A 15,953-nucleotide genomic window follows, 5' to 3' on the forward strand; every position below is an offset into this window, starting at 1 on the left:
TTACAAAATAATATAAAACATTAAAATTCAAGCATATGAAAAAAAATATTTTCGTTGCTCTTTCCATTGGACTGTTCCTATTTTCTCTTAAAATTTCTTCAAAAAGTATAAAAAAAGAACCTTCTGCATTTACTGTTTTAACGGATTCAATTGAACAAAAACTCTTGAATAGGGTGAGTATTATTAAGCAATTAGTAAGTACAAACTCCAAATACAATAAGGAAATTGTTTTTTTGATTGACATGAAAATTATGTCTGGGAAAAATAGATTTTTTGTTTATGATTTAAAAAACAACAAAGTTATTGATCAAGGATTAGTGGCACATGGAGTTGGATCTGGCATGAGCATTGGTAATCTAAAATTCAGTAATCTACCCAATTCTTATTGTACATCTTTAGGTAAATACTCCATTGGTTCCAGTTATAATGGACAATATGGCAAATCATACAAGTTATTCGGATTGGATAAAACGAACAATAATGCCATATCTAGAAATATAGTTCTTCATAAATATGATAAAATTCCATATGACGAACAAAACATACCAATATGCAATAGTTTAGGTTGCCCAATGATAAATGAAACCTATTATAAACGAATAGAAAAAATTATAGATAGCTCTAAAAGCCCTATTATTTTAGGCATATACTATTAAAATCAAGTAATCATTTATTTTAATTCCCCCAAAAACAAAAGAATGCTATTAAACCAAAAAACCTCGCTTATGACAAGCGAGGTTTTTTATTTTAAAATATATTCCTAATTTATCTTTAAAGCTTCATCTGTGATTTTTTTAACGGTTTCATCTGAATTTACTCCTAATCCTTCTTGCTGATAAGCTAATTCCCCCTCTGCATTAAAAACACTAATAATATTAGAATGTGAAAATTCTAAAGGAGCAATTTTTTTGTAATTCACCGCTAATACGGCAGCAAATTCACGTGTATTTTCTTCGGTAGAACGTAAAAACAACCATTGATAACCTTCCATTTTATTTTCGACCGCAAATGCTTTTAATCGTTTTGGAGTATCAACGGCAGGATCAATACTTACTAAAACTAGCTTAACATTCTCTTTAATATTTTCAGGCAAACGTTTTTCAATGTTTCGCATATCAGCAACAAGTCGTGGACAGGCTGATTTACAAGAAGTATAAATCATTACCATAACCAATACTTCTCCTTTTAAATCTTTCATTTCTAGGTTTTCTCCATTTTGATTGGTCCATTTTGAAGGAAGATTATAAATGGATAAATCCGAAAAAGGTTTTTCTGCAATAACATCAGCTTTTTTTACACACGATTGTAAGGATAAAAATAGCATCATACATCCTAGAATCACCTTTTTACTTATGTTCATCACAATCGCTTTTTTTTGGTATTCGTAAATTTTTGATTTCATTTTAATTCTAGTTTTTAGTTGATTTCAACTGTATTCCATTATCCGTTGCACATCGGAATCCAAGGTTTTTTGAAGTATAATTTGCCTTTAGACTCGCTCTGAACGCATACCGCATAAAGGCAGCATAATTCATTAGATCCGTTGCATTGACAGAGCCACTTCCGCAAAATAAATTTTTATCGGTATCGGTATCTTTCCGAGATTCACCGGAAAGAAATATGCTATTGAAATCAGAAGTCCATTCCCAAACCAATCCATGCATATCATAAACACCCCAAAAGTTTTTAAAAGTATGCCCTACTGGATTAGAATAGGTTTTTGGTTTTTCGTACCAAGACAAAATGTATTTATTAAATTCTTCTTTTGTACGCGCATCAATTCGTTTTTCATCAGCCATAGCCACATATTCCCATTCATCCATAGAAGGCAATCGTTTTCCTTGACATTCGCAGTATTTTTTTGCTGTAAACCAAGAAACATTGGTTACAGGAGCATTACTCAAATTATTTTTGCCATAATTAAAATCACTTTCCCATTGTGACAAATAGCTTTTATCAGCAAAAAGTCCTTTAATTCTAGAGCGGCTATTCTCTGGATATTTTTTTAGAAAAGCTAAAAATTGTGCATTTGTTACTGGATATACATCGATGTTAAAAGCATCAACCTTCACTGGTTTCTTACTTGTGGCTCCATAAAGGGGGACAAAATTCCCCCCTTTTATAGCAACCATTTTGTTGTTTTGTGCTCTTAGTGATGTTGCTGTTAGCAATAGAAATGAGAACACGACTATTATCTTTTTTAACATGACTAATCGCTTTTAAACGTATATTTATTTTCTTTGAGCTTTTACCATCGCTGGTGTAACTACTGTTTTATTATTTCCCCAACTAGCGTAAACATAAGTAAATGCATCTGCTATTTGTTGATCCGTCAATGTTGTTTGCGCAGGCATAGCACTATTGAATTTTTTACCATTTACAGTAATTGGACCTGTCAAACCTTTCACTACACCTTTAATGGCACGATTGACATCTTTATTCAAATAATCAGATTTGGCCAATGGTGGAAAAGCTCCCGGAATACCTAGACCCGTAGCTTGATGACAGGCAATACATACCTTATCATAAACAACTTTCCCTTTAGCCGCTTGTTGACTGTACCCTTGTAAAGTCAATCCCATCATTGCAATTACAAAAACATATTTTTTCATGATTTTAAAATTAAATTATTGTTTGTATTATTTTCTTTGAGCTTTTACCATTGCTGGAGATATTACTGTTTTATTATTTCCCCAACTGCTATAAACGTATGTTAATACATCTGCGATTTCATCATCGGTTAAGTTTTGACTAGGCATCACACTATTTATTTTTTTACCATTTACGGTAATTTCACCGCTTAACCCTTTTATAACTGTATGTATTGCTCTTTTAGGATCTGCATTTAAGAAATCTGATTTTGCCAATGGAGGAAATGCATTAGGCACCCCTTGTCCTTCGGATTGATGACAGGCATAACAAGTAGTTTCAAAAACAGCTTTACCAGCTTTAATTTGTTCAGGTACTGTTTTTACAACAGTTGATTTGGCCACTTTTGCTCCTTCTGGCATATTTTGAATAGTTCCTCCCTCTGGCAAATAAATTCCTTCCTGAGTAGTTCCTGAATAAATTTCTTTATTTTCATCACCAGTAACTTTAAGCATTCCCAAAGCTCCTTTGTTGAAAGCTCTAAAAATAGAGTGATCTACTAATATAAATGTCCCCGGAACATCTACTTTGAACTCAACAATAGCTGCACCACCTGCAGGTATTAATGTTGTTTGAACATTTTTATTAATCATATCTCCACCTTCAATATGTACCTTATCAAAAATTTCGCCAATTACATGAAAAGAGGAAACTAAATTTGGACCACCATTACCCATATAAATACGAACGGTTTCCCCAACTTTTGCAGTTAATGCGTTATCTCCTGCAATTGCACCAACTTTACCATTAAAAACAACATAATCAGGTTCTTCTTTTATGGCTTTGTTCATGTCAAAAGGTTGTAACCCTTGTTCTCCATAACTTCCTTTAGTGTAAAAATCCCCTTGCATCACGTAATATTCTTTGTCAACAGAAGGCAATCCTCCTTCTGGCTCAACTAATATTAATCCGTACATTCCGTTGGCAATGTGCATTCCTACTGGAGCTGTAGCACAGTGATATACATATAAACCTGGATTTAATGTTTTGAAATTAAACACTTTTTCATGACCTGGTGCAACTACAGATGAGGCAGCTCCACCACCTTGTCCCGTTACAGCATGTAAATCGATATTATGAGGTAATTTATTATCTGGATGATTTTTTAAGTGAAATTCTACTTCATCACCAACTCTGGTTCTTATAAAACTCCCTGGAACAGAACCACCAAAGGTCCAATAGATATATTTTGTTCCATCTACCATTTGACCTTCTTCTTCTTTGATTTCCATATTTACCACCAATTTCATTGCTGGTCGATCTCCTACGGGTTTTGGAACTAAAGGTGGTGCAGTAAGTTCCGCTTCTTTTTGACCTTCTACCTTAATGTCTTGGTAGTATTTTGCGTCTTTATCTTCTTTTTTGGAACAAGAAAATAAACCAAAAATCATAAACAAAGTAATCGCAACTACTTTACTTTGTCTGCTTAAATTAATTGTAATTTTCATAATTATCAGGTGTTAAATTTATCTTGATTTCATATTGTAAATATAAAAGACAAAAATGTCTTTTATTATGATATTTATCATATTTAAATATTTTTATTAAGAACCTAGTCATGAAAGAACTTTAAACATAAAATTGAAATCAAGGTTATTCTACAAAAAGAAATATACTTTAACAATTCCATAAATTTAAAAGAAACCAAATAAAATTTCAATACCGAAAACTTTATAATCAAAACTGCTTTTTATAAATCTTAAGATAACTTGATTAGAAAATTATCTTTTTAATTTAAATCAAAAAAAGGTTAAAATATGATAAAAATCATTTTCTGCATTTTTTTTTATTTGTAAAATTATAGTCAAATAAATATACGCTAAAATTTACACACCATACTGATTTTTAATAATTTAAAATAAAAATAAAATTATAAATTTAATTAAGGACAAATTTGTCTTTTATTGAAAATAATGATTATTTTTGTATTCATAAATTTTAATTATAATCAATCATTATGGAAACTTTAGACAAAATAACAATAGGTGAATATGTAGCAAAAGACTTCAGAACAGCAGCAATTTTTTCAAAATATGGAATTGATTTTTGCTGTCGAGGAAATCGAACAATTGAAGAAGCAACTAAAAAAAAAGACACCGATACCAAAGCAATAATGGAGCAAATCAATGCCGTATTAGCGACAAACAATAACAATACCATCGATTTCAATTCTTGGCCTCTAGACTTATTAGTAGACTACATCGAAAAAACACATCACCGCTATGTGGAAGAAAAAACGCAGGTTTTACTTCCCTTTTTAAATAAGTTATGCAAAGTACACGGAGCAAACCATCCCGAGCTGTTTGAAATCAACGAATTATTTATAGGTTGTTCCGGTGAATTAGCACAGCACATGAAAAAAGAAGAACTTATTTTATTCCCTTTTATAAAAAAAATGGTAAAAGCAAGTCTTTCAGATGAACTCATTACTCAACCTCATTTTGGAACTGTTGAAAACCCAATTGCCATGATGATGCACGAACATGATGCTGAAGGCGAACGTTTCCGTAAGATTGCCCAGTTGACTAATAACTATACACCTGGTCCAGATGCCTGTAATACCTATCGAGTAACCTACGCAATGTTAGAAGAATTTGAACAGGATTTACATAAACACATTCATTTAGAAAATAATATTTTGTTTCCCAAAGCAGCAAAATTAGAAAGACTATTCCTACCAAAACAATAAAATAATGTAACCTTAAATCATCAAATGCTATGGAAAAATATGTGATAAAGAGAAACGGCGAATACAAACCTTTTGAAAGTTTCAAAATAAAAGACGCCATTGAAAAAAGTTTCAATAGCGTCAGCCAAGCATTTGATGAAAGTTTATTTGATACAATTGTAGATGGCTTACAATCCAAAGAAACATGGGCAGTTGAAGAAATTCAGGATTTGATTGAAAAAGTGCTCTTTGAAAAACAGTATTTTGAAGTCATGCGTTCGTTTATGTTGTTCAGACACACCCGTAAACTACAACGCGAGCACATTGAGGGTTTAAATGAAGACAGCACTTATGTGGACAGCACACAAACCATTGAAGAATATATTGAACAAACAGATTGGCGCATCAATGCCAATGCGAATACCTCCTACTCTAATGCTGGCTTAGTCAATAATGTGGCTGGAAAAATCATTGCTAACTATTGGTTGGATAAAGTATATACCAAGCAAGAAGGATATGCGCACCGCAATGGCGATATTCACATTCATGATTTAGATTGTTTGACTGGCTATTGTGCTGGTTGGAGTTTGCGAGTTTTACTTAACGAAGGTTTCAACGGAATTCGCGGTCGTGTCGAGAGTAAAGCACCTTCTCATTTTAGAGAAGCTTTGGGACAAATGGCAAATTTTCTAGGAATTCTTCAAAGCGAATGGGCAGGAGCGCAAGCCTTTAGCTCTTTCGACACCTATTTAGCTCCTTATGTTTTTAAAGATAACTTATCTTTTGACGATGTTCTGAAAGCCGTTCGAAGTTTTGTTTACAATTTGAATGTTCCAGCTCGTTGGGGCCAATCTCCTTTTACGAATATCACCTTAGACTGGGTTGTTCCCGAAGATTTGAAAGTACAGATTCCAACGAAAAATGATTTGCATTTTTTTGAAAATACCAACAACGAAACTGTTTTGGCTAGAGCCAAAGAACGAGGTGTTAACAAACTAACCGATTTACGTTACGAACATTTTCAACAGGAAATGAACCTCATCAACAAAGCTTATTATACGGTAATGACAGAAGGCGATGCAAATGGTCAACCTTTTACTTTTCCAATTCCAACAGTAAATATTACCGAAGAATTTGACTGGGATGGAGAAAATACCAACTTGCTTTTTGAAAATACAGCAAAAATTGGTTCTTCTTATTTCCAAAATTTCATTGGTAGCCAATACGTTTTAGATGAAAATGGAAACAAAGAAGAAAATCCAAATGCTTATAAACCAAATGCCGTGCGTAGCATGTGCTGCCGTTTACAACTTGATTTACGCGAATTATTAAAACGTGGTAATGGACTTTTTGGTAGTGCTGAAATGACAGGAAGTATTGGTGTGGTTACCATTAATATGGCGCGTTTGGGTTATTTATTCAAAGGCAATAAAACCGAATTATACAATCAATTAGACAAATTATTATACCTTTCTAAATCAACTTTAGAGAAAAAACGGGTGTTCATTCAAGAAATGTATGACCGCGGTTTATATCCTTATACCAAAAGATATTTAAAGCATTTCAGAAACCATTTTTCAACCATTGGGGTAAACGGAATGAACGAAATGATTGTCAATTTCACCGAAAATAGAGATGTCATAACTTCTCCATCAGGAATTGAATTTGCTGCCGAAGTTTTAGATCATATTCGCAACCGAATGAAAGAATTTCAAGAAGCTACTGGAAACTTATACAATCTGGAAGCAACTCCTGCCGAAGGAACTACGTATCGCTTTGCCAAAGAAGACAAAAAACGTTTTGCTGATATTTACCAAGCGGGACATGAAAACAATATTTATTACACCAATAGTTCTCAAATTCCAGTAGACCATACCGAAGATCCTTTTGAAGCCTTGTATTTACAAGATGAATTGCAATGTAAATATACCGGAGGAACTGTTTTACACTTGTACATGAGCGAAAAAATAAGCGCTCCAGAAGCTTGTAAACAATTTGTGAAGAAAGTAATCTCAAATTTCAAATTGCCTTACATCACTGTCACACCAGTATTTAGCGTATGCCCCGTTCACGGTTATCTAAATGGAGAACACGAATACTGTCCAAAATGTGATGATGCCATTATTGAAGAAAATCAAAAAAATTTAAAGTTGAGCAACTAGACTATAAATCTTAAACCAGAAAAATATGAAAACAACCACAAATCCGATTTTAGAGCAAAAACAACATTTAAGAACCAAATGTCTTGTTTACACCCGTGTAATGGGATATCACAGACCCGTAGAAAGTTTCAATATTGGAAAAAAAGGAGAACACAGACAACGTACCCACTTCAATGAAGGAAAATGTTAGCACTCCTATTTACAGCATAACTCCTTTTACTTTATTAGATTATGCACATAAATCAGCTTGCATTCTTTGGTTTGCAGGCTGTAATATGCGGTGTTTGTATTGTTATAATCCCGAAATTGTGAGGGGAAAAGGAAGTATTTCTTTCGAAAAAGCAATTGCTTTTCTTCAAACCCGAAAAAATTTACTCGATGCTGTCGTTTTTAGCGGAGGCGAATGTTTGTTGCATAAAAACATTCTGGAGCTAATTGTCGAAGTCAAAAAAATGGGTTTTTTAGTCAAAATTGACACGAACGGTTCCAAACCAACTATTTTGAAAGAACTTATTGAAAAACAGCTCCTTGATTATGTAGCATTAGATTTCAAAGCATTACCATATCATTTTGAAAAAATCACACAATCGGAACTTTTTGAACCCTTTGAGAAATCATTACATTTACTCCTTAAAAGCCAAGTGAAATTTGAAGTACGAACTACCGTTCATTCTGATTTAATCGATGAAAAAGTGGCTAGAATGATGGTTTGCTATTTAGAAAAAAACAATTACACTGGAAATTATTACATTCAATATTTTAAAAATGATGTTGAAACCTTAGGTGATTTAGGATATTCTTCCCGAAATTTAAATCCGGAAACACTTTCAACAACTACAATTAAAGTCCACTTTAGAGGGTAATAACGACCATTACCTATGTATCATGAAATTATTTTATAGCAAGCATTGGTTTACCCGCAGGGATTTTGATGTTACTTATCGGAAAAATCATTTATAAATCTAAATTTGCAGAAAACCAGGAGCTCGTTTAAAGAATGATAATAATCATAATAGAATAGAACTTATTTCAATAAATTTGAAAAAAAATAACTATGTTTTCTAAAACTTGTGAATACGGAATCCGCGCCACTATTTTTATTGCTTCTCAGTCGTATCAAAACAACAGGGTAGGTCTTAGAGATATTGCAAAAAAAATAGATTCTCCTGAGGCATTTACAGCCAAAATTTTACAGATATTATCTAAAAATAATATCATCCATTCTATTAAAGGTGTGGGTGGCGGTTTTGAAATTCCAAAAGATACGATGAACCAAATCAAACTTTCACAGATAGTTACTGCGCTTGAGGGCGACACTGTTTTTACGGGTTGCGGCTTAGGATTACATCATTGTTCCGAAGAACATCCATGTCCGGTGCATGATAAATTCAAATCCATCCGAAGTGAATTAGCACACATGCTTGAAACTACTAATCTTGAAGAACTTGCCTTAGGCATTAAATCTGGAGATACTTTTTTGAGATATTAATGCCACTTTAAAACTTAGGTTTTGAGAATCAATTAACAAAAAAAACTTGGGGCAAAGAACATTCTTTTATACTACAGGAACCGAAATTCTGAATTTACAAAAATATGATTTAAGGACTTTTATGTTATTTTTTTGCCTTTTCGAATAAATTCAGCATTTATCTTCAAATAAGTGCGCTATAAATCGTTTAAAAAATCATAAATTTTATACATAGTATCGCTGAATAAAATACCTTTGCATCCTTAAAATGAAACCTATTTTAGAGTGGAACAAAATCCGAATTTTTACAACGGAGTCACTTACCATAAATAGTAAAATAAAACACAAGGGAATGAAAAGTCTTAAAGAGCGTATATTAGAATTGAAAAAAGAGAAAAATGCAGTTATTTTGGCGCATTATTATCAAGAAGCAGCAATTCAGGACATAGCGGATTATGTAGGCGATAGCTTAGGTTTATCTCAAGAAGCTATGAATGTAGATGCTGATATTATTCTTTTTGCTGGTGTACATTTTATGGCAGAAACGGCAAAGATCTTGAATCCAACCAAAAAAGTAATTTTACCTGACGTAAACGCAGGTTGTTCTTTAGCGGAATCTTGCCCTCCAGATTTATTCAAAAAATTCATTGATGAACATCCGGGCCACATCGTAATTACATATGTCAACTGCTCTGCTGAAATTAAAGCTTTAAGCGATATTGTTTGTACTTCTTCAAATGCATTAAAAATAGTTGAATCCATACCTAAAGAAACACCTATTATTTTTGCCCCAGATAAGAATTTAGGAAAATATATTATCAGCAAAACCGGAAGAGATATGCTGCTTTGGGATGGTTCATGCGTGGTTCATGAGGCTTTCTCTTTAGATAAGTTAATTGCTTTACATAAAGAACATCCAGACGCTAAAATCATAGCGCATCCTGAATCAGAAACACATATTCTAGAAACAGCCAATTACATTGGTTCAACTGCTGGAATGATTAATTTTGTTAAAACAGATCCGAACACTAAATTTATAGTTGCTACCGAAGCTGGTATTTTACATAAAATGCAGCAGGTTGTACCTAATAAAATTTTAATTCCTGCACCTTCAAAAGAGGACAATACTTGTGCTTGTAGCGAGTGTGGTTATATGAAAGTAAACACTATGCAAAAAGTATATGATTGTTTGCTTAATGAAAGTCCAGAAATCATTGTTCCTGAAAACATCCGAAAAAGAGCTTTAGTTCCTATTGAGCGAATGCTTGAATTATCTAAATAATGATAACTACAAATTACTTAATTATAGGTTCTGGAGTGGCTGGACTAACTTTTGCAATCAAAATTGCAGACCGATTTCCAGACAAAAAAATCACAATTGCAACCAAAGCAAATGCGGACGAATCGAACACTAAATATGCACAAGGCGGTATTGCTATTGTGACTGATAAAGATGAAGATTCCTATCAAAAGCATATTCAAGACACTTTAATTTGCGGTGATGGTTTGTGCGATGAAGAAGTTGTCAAAATGGTCGTGACCGAAGGTCCAAAACGATTAAAAGAACTGATTTCATGGGGCGCACAATTTGATAAAAATTCGGAAGGAAATTTAGACTTAGGGAAAGAAGGAGGACATTCAGAAAACAGAGTTGTTCATCATAAAGACCAAACAGGTTCAGAAATTGAACGTGCCATTTTGATGCAAGTCTATCAAAAAGAAAATATAACGGTTTTAGACCATCATTTTGCGATTGATTTAATTACCGAAAACAATCGTTGTTTAGGCGCTTCCATATTGAACCAAAAGACCAACGAAATAACAAATTATCAATCTGAAATAACCATATTAGCAACTGGCGGAATCGGACATCTTTATGGCCATACCACTAATCCTATTATTGCGACCGGAGATGGAATAGCAATGGCTTCAAGAGCACATGCAACGATTACCGAAATGGAATTTATCCAGTTCCATCCTACCGCATTATACGACACTTCTACTGGATCAAAATTTTTAATTTCAGAAGCTGTTAGAGGTTTTGGAGCCTACTTACGTACCAAAAACGGACATCGCTTTATGAAAGATTATGATAGCCGCGAAGAACTAGCTTCAAGAGATATTGTTTCACAGAGCATTGATTTAGAACTTAAAAAATCAGGGGATGATTGTGTCTATTTAGATTGTACTCATTTAGATTTAGCCGCTTTTATAAAACATTTTCCAATGATTTATAAGCATTGTAAAAATATTGGGATAGATATTTCTAAAGATTGGATTCCAGTAGTTCCCGCACAACATTACCTATGTGGCGGAATTACCGTTGATAAAAACGGAAAAACATCTATCGAAAATTTATTTGCTTGTGGCGAATGTTCTCGAACAGGTTTACATGGCGCTAATCGATTAGCCTCAAACTCACTCTTAGAAGCCCTAGTCTATTCTGATAAAATTTACAGCTATTTAGCAAATACTACTATTTCAAGCTCCACATCAAAAACCATCATTTCAGATTGGAAATCAGAAACCAAACCTGAAATCGACTCCAATTATCTAGCAACGCTGAAAGCTAAACTCCAATTGCTTATGCGTCAAAATGCGGGTATTGTTCGTTATGATTCTGACCTACTAAAAGCAAAAAAACAGCTTTTATTATGGCAAGATGAAATGAAAAAAATCGCAGAAACTCATCAGATAAGTGCAGCCTATTACGAATTACTGAATATGATAGCAGTCGCTACTTTGATTGTAGAGCAATCCATTGTAAGAAAAGAAAATCGTGGCGGTTTTATAAAATTTAATTCTAGCAAATAATAAATTTTTGTTAACGCTTAAACCTTAGATAAATATACCGGTCTTATTCCTATAACTTAAAAACATATAGAAATGAAAAATTTATTTATTGCTGCGTTATTACTTGTAGGGCTAAGCAGTTTTGCTCAAGACAGAAAAGAAAGACCATCAAGAGAGCAAATGGAAAAATTCACACCTGAGCAAAGAAATCAGTTGATGGTAAAAAAGATGACTTTAGATCTTGATTTGAATTCGAAACAACAAGAACAAGTAGCTCAAATTATTAAGGAGCAAAGCGCTAAAAGAGAAGCAATGAAAGCGAATCAAGAAAAACCAAGTAGCGACGAGCATTTTGCTATGAAAAATAAAATGCTTGATGAACAAATAGCTATGAAAGCTAAAATGAAAAGTGTCCTATCAGCAGAACAATTCGCAAAATGGGAAACTATGAAGGAAAAACACGAAGGACGAAGAGGCGAAATAAGAGAGCATCGAAGAGGTGGAGAAAAAGGAGAACCTAAAGACGACAGAAAATAACAATTAAAAAAAAACTTCCGGTTTGAGCCGGAAGTTTTTTTATTTAAAATGTTTTAGAAACTTTATCAATAGCTTGTATTGTAAAATCTAAATCCTCGTAAGTCAAAGCATCCGTTATAAACCAAGTTTCATAAGCCGATGGAGCAATATAAACTCCTTCATTTAACAATCCGTGAAAGAATTTTTTGAAAGTCTCATTATCCCCTTTTGCAGCACTTTGAAAATCTACTACAGCTTCCGCAGCAAAATGTACCGAAACCATAGAACCAATTCGGTTAATGGTGAATGTAATATTGTTAGCTTTCAAAACCGTATCAATTCCCGCAGCCAAATAAGCTGTTTTTTCTTCCAATCTTTTAAAAATAGCGCGATCAGAATCTAATGCTTGTAACATTGCTAATCCAGCTGCCATAGCTAATGGATTTCCAGATAGCGTTCCCGCTTGGTAAACAGGCCCTAATGGAGCCAGATAATTCATTATTTCGTTGCTCGCTGCAAAAGCTCCTACAGGCAAACCACCTCCAATTACTTTTCCGAAACAAACAATATCCGCTTTAATATTAAATAATTCCTGAACGCCTCCTCTGGCTAATCTAAATCCAGTCATTACTTCGTCAAAAATCAATAAGATTCCGTTGTCTGAGCACAATTGGCGTAAACCTTCTAGGAATCCTTTGTTTGGAGGTACACAACCCATATTTCCTGCAACTGGCTCAACAATTATAGCTGCAATTTCATTCTCATTAGCAGCAATTAAGGAGGCCACATTATCTAAATCATTGTATTTTGCTAACAAGGTATCTTTAGCAGTTCCTTCTGTAACACCTGGGCTATTTGGAGTTCCAAAAGTAATTGCACCACTACCCGCTTGAATCAAAAAGGAATCAGAATGCCCATGATAGCATCCAGCAAATTTGATTATTTTATCTTTTTTGGTAAAACCACGAGCTAATCTAACAGCGCTCATACAAGCTTCTGTTCCTGAATTCACAAATCGTATTTTGTCAATATTTGGAACCATTGAAACAGCCAAAGCTGCAATTTGAGTTTCTAATTCTGTTGGCATCCCAAAAGAAGTTCCTAGTTTAGCTTTTTCAATTACCGCTTCAACTACAGGCGAAAAGGCGTGACCCAAAATCATCGGTCCCCACGAATTAATGTAATCAATCAAACGGTTTCCATCCTCATCATACAAATAAGCTCCTTTTGCACTTTTAACAAAAATTGGAGTTCCTCCAACTGCTTTAAATGCTCTAACAGGTGAATTTACTCCTCCTGGAATTACTTTTTCCGCTTCAGCAAAAAGCTGACTGCTTCTTTGATATATCATTTTACTATTTTTAGATTCTAACTTCTGTTTTATTTACTTTTAATTTTTGTCCAACTGAAATGGAATTATCCATCAAGCTGTTTATTTGCCTTAAATCTTCTATAGCTACATTGAACTTTTTTGAAATGGAATACAAGGTATCACCTTTTTGAACTTCATAAAAAAAACTTTCTTGCACTCTAGCATTAGCCGTATTTTTCAATTCTTTTTCGACATAATTTCTACCCAATACCTGTTTGTCGAATTGCTGCAAGTTATAGCGTTCTATGTAACTGATTAATTTTTCAGGATACCTAGGGTCAGTAGCATAACCCGCAGCTCGAAGTCCTCTAGCCCAGGCTTCGTAATCTCCTTTTGGCAAGTCAAACAAACTAGCATATCTATTTCTTCCAGATAAAAAAACCGCATGGTCTTTGAACGATTCTGCTGGATCACTGTATTTTCTGAAACATTCCTGCTCCGTATCATCGTCTTGGCGAACACTTTCGCCGGTCCAATCATTATGACATTTTATTCCAAAATGATTATTCGCATTAATTGCTAAACTTCCTCTTCCCGCTCCTGATTCTAAAATTCCTTGTGCTAAAATAATACTCGCTGGTATCCCATAACGCTTCATATTATTCATAGCGACTTCTTTGTATTGAGAAATATATCCACTTACTACATCATTAGTAGAAACAGCCTTTGGGTTTGTCGCAGTTGATTGTGAAGCCTGATTATTTCTGCCTTTTTTAGTTACAATAACAGGTTTCGATGCGTTACAGCCAACTAAAATTAGCACGATAAGTAGCAATAGAATTCTTTTAATCATAAATATCGATTGTGGGTAATTGTTTGCTTTTTAATTTCAAATTCATTCCTTGAACACCTTGTAATCCACCAGTATGAATAAGTAAAATCTTTGAGTTTTCAGGAAAATAATTTCTTTCTATTAAATCTATAACGCCAAAAACCATTTTTCCAGTATAAATTGGATCCAAAGGGATTTTTGTTTGACTATAAAACTGATTAATGAAAGCTACTAATTCCGAATTTACTTTTCCGTAACCTCCAAAATGATATGCATTAATTAACTCCCAATTCTCATTTTGTGCAAAATTACGAATTTCCTCATTCAAAAAATCGCCTTTTAATGCTGGAAATCCTAAAACTTTTTGATGTGGCAAAATACTATTTATAATTCCCGAAATTGTCCCGCCAGTTCCTACCGCACAACATACATAATCAAAAACCCCATCTTCATTAGTTAGAATTTCTTGACAACCCTTAACAGCCAAATCATTTGTTCCGCCTTCTGGAACCAAATAAAAAGAACCATACTTTTGATTCCATTTTTCTATAAATAAGCTTTCCGATTTCAATCGATAGGATTCTCTAGTGACAAATTCGAATTGCATGCCACAATTTTGAGCAAAAGCTAAAGTTGGATTTTCCTGAATTTTACCTCTCAATTCATCACCACGAATAACACCAATAGTTTGAAAACCCTGCTCCATTCCAGCATATGCAACTGCTGCAATATGATTAGAATAGGCACCTCCAAAAGTAAGTAACGTCTTCTGATTTTCTGATTTTGCTTGAAGCAAATTATACTTTAATTTTCTAAATTTATTTCCGGAAACAAAAGGATGTATCAAGTCCTCACGCTTAATGGATACGGAAATTGAATGCGGAAAATTTATAGTAACTAACTGGTTCAAAGCGGCTATTTTTTAAGGATTATATAATTTAAAAAACGTAAAAAAGATCTATTTCTAATATATCTTAAATCCGCTTCATTAGCATATGCTTCCCTTTCAAAACTAATGTTTCTGTAGGCTAAATCTACATTTTTATACTGAATTAATCGCAGCATAAATTCGACAAAATACCATATAAAAAATGGAATTATCAAAAATTCAAGTTGTTGTCTAAGATGAATTTTTTCGTGATTTAAAAAAACCGCATTTTCCTTATCAGAAAAATATTTCACAAATACGAATGGGAATGCTGCAAATCCACGATATCCTTTCGGAATTAAATATTTAGCAACAATAAGAAACATTCGCTATAAAATTTATAAGTTTGTAAGGATAAAAATGCTTTATTTAATTAAATACACAATCACAAAAGTGACAAGAAATTAATTAAAGTAATCAAAAAAATATGTTAGACCTATTTTTAAGAATGACAGAGCAAAGTAATGAAAATAAATTAATAGAAGGCGAAGATTTCTATTATACACCTGAAGGATATAAATGCTTCACTGAAAAACACCATTTAAAACGAGGATATTGTTGCAAAAGTGGCTGTCGTCATTGCCCGTATGGATATGACAAAAAAACTGGCGAAATAAAAAAGTAA

17 protein-coding genes and 1 pseudogene are annotated in these 15,953 nt (G+C 33.4%); 10 read left to right on the forward strand and 8 right to left on the reverse strand.

The features are described 5' to 3' along the window. The first annotated feature begins 35 nt into the window (after nucleotides 1-35). Entirely contained in the window at nucleotides 36-656 is a 621-nt protein-coding gene (locus C8C88_RS03175; RefSeq protein ID WP_121336736.1) for a murein L,D-transpeptidase catalytic domain-containing protein, read from the forward strand. A 104-nt stretch (nucleotides 657-760) separates the two neighbouring features. Here the strand turns inward: C8C88_RS03175 and C8C88_RS03180 are convergent, their stop codons facing one another. The 4 genes and pseudogenes from C8C88_RS03180 to nirK form a co-directional block, all read right to left on the reverse strand. Next, nucleotides 761-1,402, reverse strand: coding sequence for an SCO family protein (locus tag C8C88_RS03180; protein ID WP_370453777.1), 642 nt, complete (start codon nucleotides 1,400-1,402; stop codon nucleotides 761-763). A 7-nt stretch (nucleotides 1,403-1,409) separates the two neighbouring features. Then, the gene (locus tag C8C88_RS03185) at nucleotides 1,410-2,132 is read right to left on the reverse strand and encodes a formylglycine-generating enzyme family protein (RefSeq protein WP_370453805.1); all 723 of its coding nucleotides are present in this window, start codon (nucleotides 2,130-2,132) and stop codon (nucleotides 1,410-1,412) included. A 99-nt stretch (nucleotides 2,133-2,231) separates the two neighbouring features. Then, nucleotides 2,232-2,558 (reverse strand): annotated as a pseudogene (locus C8C88_RS03190) (cytochrome c); the annotation flags it as partial. A gap of 81 nt (nucleotides 2,559-2,639) precedes the next feature. Next, nucleotides 2,640-4,097 carry a copper-containing nitrite reductase gene (gene nirK, locus C8C88_RS03195; protein WP_121336739.1) on the reverse strand — a complete coding sequence of 486 codons (1,458 nt, stop codon included), beginning with the start codon at nucleotides 4,095-4,097 and terminating at the stop codon, nucleotides 2,640-2,642. A 509-nt stretch (nucleotides 4,098-4,606) separates the two neighbouring features. On the opposite strand from nirK, the gene ric reads away from it, so the two are divergent. The 8 genes from ric to C8C88_RS03235 all read left to right on the forward strand — a co-directional run bounded on the left by ric (nucleotide 4,607) and on the right by C8C88_RS03235 (nucleotide 12,277). After that, complete coding sequence (ric, locus tag C8C88_RS03200) at nucleotides 4,607-5,338, forward strand: iron-sulfur cluster repair di-iron protein (protein ID WP_121336740.1); 732 nt, start codon at nucleotides 4,607-4,609, stop codon at nucleotides 5,336-5,338. 29 nt (nucleotides 5,339-5,367) lie between these two features. Next, a complete protein-coding gene (locus C8C88_RS03205; RefSeq protein WP_121336741.1) occupies nucleotides 5,368-7,479 on the forward strand; it encodes a ribonucleoside triphosphate reductase in 2,112 nt (703 codons plus the stop codon). A 25-nt stretch (nucleotides 7,480-7,504) separates the two neighbouring features. Next, nucleotides 7,505-7,669 carry an anaerobic ribonucleoside-triphosphate reductase gene (nrdD, locus tag C8C88_RS13000; RefSeq protein WP_121336742.1) on the forward strand — a complete coding sequence of 55 codons (165 nt, stop codon included), beginning with the start codon at nucleotides 7,505-7,507 and terminating at the stop codon, nucleotides 7,667-7,669. Then, nucleotides 7,653-8,342: an anaerobic ribonucleoside-triphosphate reductase activating protein gene (locus C8C88_RS03215; RefSeq protein ID WP_121336743.1), complete on the forward strand. Its 690-nt coding sequence runs from the start codon at nucleotides 7,653-7,655 to the stop codon at nucleotides 8,340-8,342. Before nrdD ends, C8C88_RS03215 begins: the two co-directional genes overlap by 17 nt. 191 nt (nucleotides 8,343-8,533) lie before the next feature. Beyond that, on the forward strand, nucleotides 8,534-8,968 hold the full coding sequence (locus C8C88_RS03220) for an Rrf2 family transcriptional regulator (protein ID WP_121336744.1): 435 nt from the start codon (nucleotides 8,534-8,536) through the stop codon (nucleotides 8,966-8,968). Between the two features lie 331 nt (nucleotides 8,969-9,299). Beyond that, nucleotides 9,300-10,229 carry a quinolinate synthase NadA gene (nadA, locus tag C8C88_RS03225; protein WP_121338547.1) on the forward strand — a complete coding sequence of 310 codons (930 nt, stop codon included), beginning with the start codon at nucleotides 9,300-9,302 and terminating at the stop codon, nucleotides 10,227-10,229. Beyond that, the gene (gene nadB, locus C8C88_RS03230) at nucleotides 10,229-11,761 is read left to right on the forward strand and encodes an L-aspartate oxidase (protein ID WP_121336745.1); all 1,533 of its coding nucleotides are present in this window, start codon (nucleotides 10,229-10,231) and stop codon (nucleotides 11,759-11,761) included. The genes nadA and nadB overlap by 1 nt, the downstream gene beginning before the upstream one ends. 72 nt (nucleotides 11,762-11,833) lie before the next feature. Next, nucleotides 11,834-12,277, forward strand: a complete 444-nt coding sequence (locus C8C88_RS03235; protein ID WP_199711388.1) for a hypothetical protein — start codon at nucleotides 11,834-11,836, stop codon at nucleotides 12,275-12,277. Between the two features lie 43 nt (nucleotides 12,278-12,320). Here the strand turns inward: C8C88_RS03235 and hemL are convergent, their stop codons facing one another. From hemL to C8C88_RS03255, 4 genes are read right to left on the reverse strand one after another with little or no spacing between them, the layout of a single operon-like run. Then, nucleotides 12,321-13,607 (reverse strand): glutamate-1-semialdehyde 2,1-aminomutase, encoded by a 1,287-nt coding sequence (gene hemL, locus C8C88_RS03240; RefSeq protein ID WP_121336746.1) that lies wholly within the window; start codon nucleotides 13,605-13,607, stop codon nucleotides 12,321-12,323. Between the two features lie 10 nt (nucleotides 13,608-13,617). Further along, entirely contained in the window at nucleotides 13,618-14,421 is an 804-nt protein-coding gene (locus C8C88_RS03245; RefSeq protein ID WP_121336747.1) for a glucosaminidase domain-containing protein, read from the reverse strand. Beyond that, nucleotides 14,414-15,310: a 1-aminocyclopropane-1-carboxylate deaminase/D-cysteine desulfhydrase gene (locus tag C8C88_RS03250; RefSeq protein ID WP_121336748.1), complete on the reverse strand. Its 897-nt coding sequence runs from the start codon at nucleotides 15,308-15,310 to the stop codon at nucleotides 14,414-14,416. The genes C8C88_RS03245 and C8C88_RS03250 overlap by 8 nt, the downstream gene beginning before the upstream one ends. Nucleotides 15,311-15,315: 5 nt before the next feature. Then, on the reverse strand, nucleotides 15,316-15,654 hold the full coding sequence (locus C8C88_RS03255; RefSeq protein WP_121336749.1) for a hypothetical protein: 339 nt from the start codon (nucleotides 15,652-15,654) through the stop codon (nucleotides 15,316-15,318). Nucleotides 15,655-15,776: 122 nt separating this feature from the next. On the opposite strand from C8C88_RS03255, the gene C8C88_RS12865 reads away from it, so the two are divergent. Beyond that, the gene (locus C8C88_RS12865) at nucleotides 15,777-15,953 is read left to right on the forward strand and encodes a DUF5522 domain-containing protein (RefSeq protein ID WP_158588980.1); all 177 of its coding nucleotides are present in this window, start codon (nucleotides 15,777-15,779) and stop codon (nucleotides 15,951-15,953) included.

It is taken from the genome of Flavobacterium sp. 123 (assembly GCF_003634825.1).
GTDB lineage: Bacteria > Bacteroidota > Bacteroidia > Flavobacteriales > Flavobacteriaceae > Flavobacterium.